Raw genomic sequence first — 4,432 nt, forward strand, 5'->3', positions numbered from 1 at the left:
ACGTGTTCTCCGATCACGTCCTGCTTCATGCCCGCCGATCCGGCGGGCATGCGGGCGGCGCGGGCGGGCGGCCGGACGGCGGTGCCCGGCGGCGGGCGCGGCGCCGGAGGGGGAGCCCGGATTATGCCTGTATGGATGCTTCTGAGGTAGATTCGCGGGCGCTGCGTGCAAAGTAGACATTTGGGGGAATGTTGACGCTGGACACCGTCGCGCCCGGGCTGACGTCCGGCCGCTGGGCCATCGATCCCGCGCACTCGGAGATCACCTTCACCGTCCGGCACCTGATGACGACCGTGCGCGGGACCTTCCCCGACTTCGCCGGCGAGGCGCACATCGCGGACGACCCGTTCGCCTCGTCCGCGCGGGCCGAGATCACGCTGGCCTCGCTCGACACCCGCAACGCCGAGCGGGACGCGCACGTCCGGTCCGCCGACTTCCTGGACGTCGAGCGGCACCCGGTGATGAGCTTCACCTCCACCGGGGTCGAGCCCGCCACCGTCGGCCGCCGCGCGCGCACGCCCCGCTTCCACGTGGACGGCGAGCTGACCGTGCGGGGCGTCCGCCGCCCGGTCCGGATGCTGTCGGAGTTCCACGGCGTCAGCGAGGACCCGTGGGGCGGCGTCCGCGCGGGCTTCACCGCCACCGCCGAGATCAGCCGCCGCGACTTCGGCATCGAGTTCAACATCCCGCTCCAGGGCGACAAGGTCGTGCTCGGCGACGCGATCGCCATCCAGCTGGAGATCCAGCTGGTCAAGACCGCCTAGCCGGGCCCCTCAGGACGAGGCGGACGCGGCGGCCGAACCCGTGTGGCGGCACAGCGACAGCAGGTCGCGCGCCGGCCCCGCCGGGCGCGTTCCCGCAGGCCAGACCGCCCGCAGCGGACGCGAGAGATCGAGTTCGCGGACCGGGACGTCCACCAGCCGGCCCCGGGCCAGCTCGTCGGTGACGGCCAGCTCGCTCACCACCACCGGCCCCGCCCCGGACACCGCCGACCCCTTCAGCGCCGTGGTGGACGCCAGCTGGACCATCGGCGGAGCGGCGCCCCCGTGCGCGGCGAGCGCCCGGTCGAGGACCTCGCGCGTCCCGGACCCCTCCTCACGCAGGATCAGCGGCGTCGTCGCCAGTTCCTCCGGCGTGATCCCGAACCGGCGGCGGGCCCAGGGGTGCCTGGGCGCGACCACGACGACGAGCCGGTCCGTGGAGACGACCGCGCCGCTCAGCCCGGCGGGTTTGCGCGCGCCCTCCACGAACCCCAGGTCGGCCTCGCCCGCGCGCACGAGCTCGGCAACGGCGGTCGAGTTGGCGGCGCGCAACGTCACCGCGGTGTCCGGGCGCGTCTCGCGCAGCGCCACCAGCCAGCCCGGCATCAGGTACTCGGCGACGGTCAGGCTCGCCGCCAGGCGCAGCCGCCCGTCCCGCCCCTCGCGCAGGGCCCCGACGCCCGCGTCCAGGGCGTGCGCCGCGTCCACCACCTGCTGGGCCCACTCGGCGACCAGCGCACCCGCCTGGGTGGGGCGCGAACCGCGCGGCGAGCGCTCCAGCAGCGGCATGCCGAGCTGCCGCTCCATCGACCGGATCCGCGCGCTTGCGGCGGGCTGGGTGACGCCGAGCTCGGCCGCCGCGCGCCCCACGCTGCCCAGCCGGACGACCGCGAGCAGCAGTTCGAGAGCGGCCAGATCGGGGACGCGGTGGGACAACGGCACGATCCCAGTCTAACCCGGCCATAAGTTTCGTTTATGGCCCCATAGGGCCGTGACCACTACTGATCGCCTCCGGGCGGCGGCACTCTCGAGGCATGGGGATCACCGTCGCACCGCCGCAGCGGGTCATTCTGGGGGAGCTCGACCGTCCGGCCGAGGCGTTCCGCCACCTCGGGCCGAACTGGTACGCCGCCGTCATGGGAACGGCGATCATGGCGAACGGGGCGAACGCGCTGCCCGTGCCGGTCCCCGGCCTGCACCGGGCCGCGGTGGTGTTCTGGGCGCTCGGACTGGTGATGCTGGTGGCATTGATGGCCGCCCGGCTCGTCCACTTCGCCCGGTACCGGGCCGAGGCGCGCGCGATGCTGCTGGAGAATCCGGCGACCTCGGTCTTCTACGGCTGCCCGCCGATGGCGCTGCTGGCGGTCGGCGCGGGCACCCTCACGGTCGGCCGCGACGTCCTGGGCGAGCCCGCCGCCGTGGCCGCCGACTGGGTGCTGTGGACGGCGGGGACCGCCTACTCGCTGCTCGTCGCGTTCGGCATCCCCTACCTGATGGCCACCCGGCACGAGATCCGGCCCGGCACCGCGAACCCGACGTGGCTGCTGCCCGTGGTCGCGCCGATGGTCGCCGCTGCGACCGGCCCGGCGCTCATCCCGCACCTCCCGCCCGGCCAGGCCCGCGAGACCATGCTCTACGGCTGCTATGCGATGTTCGGCGCGAGCCTCATGCTGACGCTGGTGCTGCTCCCGGTCGTCTGGCACCGGATCGCGCACGACAAGCTCGCCCCCTTGGCGCTCACCCCGACGCTGTTCCTGGTGCTCGGGCCGCTCGGCCAGTCCACGACGGCCGTGGGAGCGCTCGGTGCCGCCGCGCCCGCCGCCGTCCCGGAGTACGCCCGCGCCATGCATGTGTTCGGCGTCCTGTACGGGGTGCCGGTGATCGGGTTCGCGCTGGTGTGGCTGGTGCTGTGCCTGGCCGCCAACCGCCGGGCCTTCGCGTCCGGCATGCCGTTCGCGATGACGTGGTGGGCGTTCACCTTCCCCGTCGGGACGTGCGTGACCGGCGCGTCCGCGCTGGCCAGGGCCACCGGCCTCACCGCCATGACCTGGGTCGCGGTCGCGCTCTACCTGCTGCTCGCGGCCGGATGGGTCGCCGCGGGCGCCAACACCGTGCGCGGGCTGCGGACGGGTCGGCTGCTGCTCCCGCCCCGCTGACCCTGGCGTCGGGCCCGGGACGGGTCAGGCGGGTGCCTCGGCGCTGAGGCGGCGGGTGGCCAGTTCGGCGAGCAGGGCTGCGCCGTCCGGGAGGACGGTCTCGTCGAAGACCGCCTCGGGGGAGTGGTTGTTGGCGGCCTTGGCCGGGTCGACCCCGGGAGGGCAGGCGCCGAGGGCGACGAACGCCGACGGGATCTCGTTGCACACGAACGAGAAGTCCTCCGAGGCGGGCAGCGGACGCGGCGCGTCGAGGTACCGGTCGGCGCCGAACGCCTCGCGCACGGTGTCGCCCGCGAACGCGGCCTCGGCGGCGTCGTTGTTGGTGACCGGGTAGTCCTGGACGTACTCGACGTCCGCCTCCAGGCCGTGGGCCTCGGCTATCGCGCGCACGAGGGCGACGCACCGCTCGGCCAGTTCCTTGTGCGCGTGCCCGGAGAACGAGCGGATCGTTCCGGCGAACTTCACCTCGTCCGGGATCACGTTGTCCATGGTGCCCGCGTGGAAGGTGCCGATGGTCAGCACCACCGGGTCGAACGGGTCGAACCGCCGGGTCACCATGGTCTGCAGGGCGTTGACCATCTCGCACGCGGCCGGGAGCGGGTCGTTGGCCAGGTGCGGCATCGAGCCGTGCCCGCCCTCGCCCCGGACGGTCACGCGGAGCCGGTCGGCGGCGGCGAGCATCGGGCCGCCGCGCGACACGAACAGCCCGGACGGCACGGCCGCCGACAGCACGTGCAGCGCGTACGCGGCGACCGGACGCTCCCCGGCCGCGTCCAGCACACCCTCGTCGATCATGATCCGGGCGCCGCCGAGGCCCTCCTCGCCCGGCTGGAACATGAAGACCACGTTCCCGGCGAGGCCCTCGCGCCGGTCCGCGAGCAGGCGCGCGGCCCCGGCGAGCATGCTGGTGTGGAAGTCGTGGCCGCAGGCGTGCATCGCGCCGGGCACCCGCGAGATGAGGTCGGCGTCGCCGCGCTCGGTCACCGGCAGCGCGTCCATGTCGCCGCGCAGCAGGACGGTCGGACCGGGCCGGGCGCCGCGCAGGACGGCGGTGACGGAGCTGAGCCGCTCGCCGGTCGAGACCTCCAGCGGCAGGCCGTCCAGCGCGGCGAGCACCTTCTCCTGCGTGCGCGGGAGGTCCAGCCCCAGTTCCGGTTCGCGGTGGATGGCGCGGCGGAGGCGGACCAGGTCGTCGCGGAGCGCGGCGGCGTCCTCGCGCAGCGCCGAACCGTCGGCGGTGCCGGCGCCAGGGCCGGGGACCGTGGAGCGGGACATGGGGGGCCTCCAGAACCTCGGGAGAACGGTCTTCCGAAGAAACGATCTTCCGCTCCACGCTATCCCCGCGGGCCCCGCGCGCGACAGCCTCAGCCGAAGGCGGTCAGCGAGGTCCAGTGGTCGAGCAGCGCCCGGTCGCCGACCACCTTCACCCGTGGGTCGTCCGCCGTGATGCGCCTGCTGAGCAGCAGGAACAGGTCGGCGGCCGGGCCGCGGACGGTGAACTGGCCGGTGTAGCCG

The 4,432-nt window shown here is 74.4% G+C and carries 5 protein-coding genes; 2 read left to right on the forward strand and 3 right to left on the reverse strand.

Annotated features, from left to right (window positions below):
* Positions 1-188 precede the first annotated feature (188 nt).
* Entirely contained in the window at positions 189-764 is a 576-nt protein-coding gene (locus tag AB0J52_RS29075) for a YceI family protein (protein WP_500185700.1), read from the forward strand.
* 9 nt (positions 765-773) lie between these two features.
* Here AB0J52_RS29075 and AB0J52_RS29080 read toward each other — a convergent pair whose 3' ends face one another.
* On the reverse strand, positions 774-1,703 hold the full coding sequence (locus AB0J52_RS29080) for a LysR family transcriptional regulator (protein WP_500185702.1): 930 nt from the start codon (positions 1,701-1,703) through the stop codon (positions 774-776).
* 92 nt (positions 1,704-1,795) lie between these two features.
* Here AB0J52_RS29080 and AB0J52_RS29085 point away from each other — a divergent pair, with 92 nt between their 5' ends.
* The gene (locus tag AB0J52_RS29085; RefSeq protein WP_500185704.1) at positions 1,796-2,917 is read left to right on the forward strand and encodes a TDT family transporter; all 1,122 of its coding nucleotides are present in this window, start codon (positions 1,796-1,798) and stop codon (positions 2,915-2,917) included.
* A gap of 24 nt (positions 2,918-2,941) precedes the next feature.
* Here the strand turns inward: AB0J52_RS29085 and AB0J52_RS29090 are convergent, their stop codons facing one another.
* Both AB0J52_RS29090 and AB0J52_RS29095 read right to left on the reverse strand, forming a co-directional pair.
* Positions 2,942-4,192 (reverse strand): M20 metallopeptidase family protein, encoded by a 1,251-nt coding sequence (locus AB0J52_RS29090; protein WP_500185706.1) that lies wholly within the window; start codon positions 4,190-4,192, stop codon positions 2,942-2,944.
* An 89-nt stretch (positions 4,193-4,281) separates the two neighbouring features.
* A partial coding sequence (locus AB0J52_RS29095) for a hypothetical protein (RefSeq protein WP_500185708.1) occupies positions 4,282-4,432 on the reverse strand: 151 nt, incomplete at its 5' end.

It is taken from the genome of Spirillospora sp. NPDC049652 (genome assembly GCF_040675125.1).
Taxonomy (GTDB): Bacteria; Actinomycetota; Actinomycetes; order Streptosporangiales; family Streptosporangiaceae; genus Spirillospora.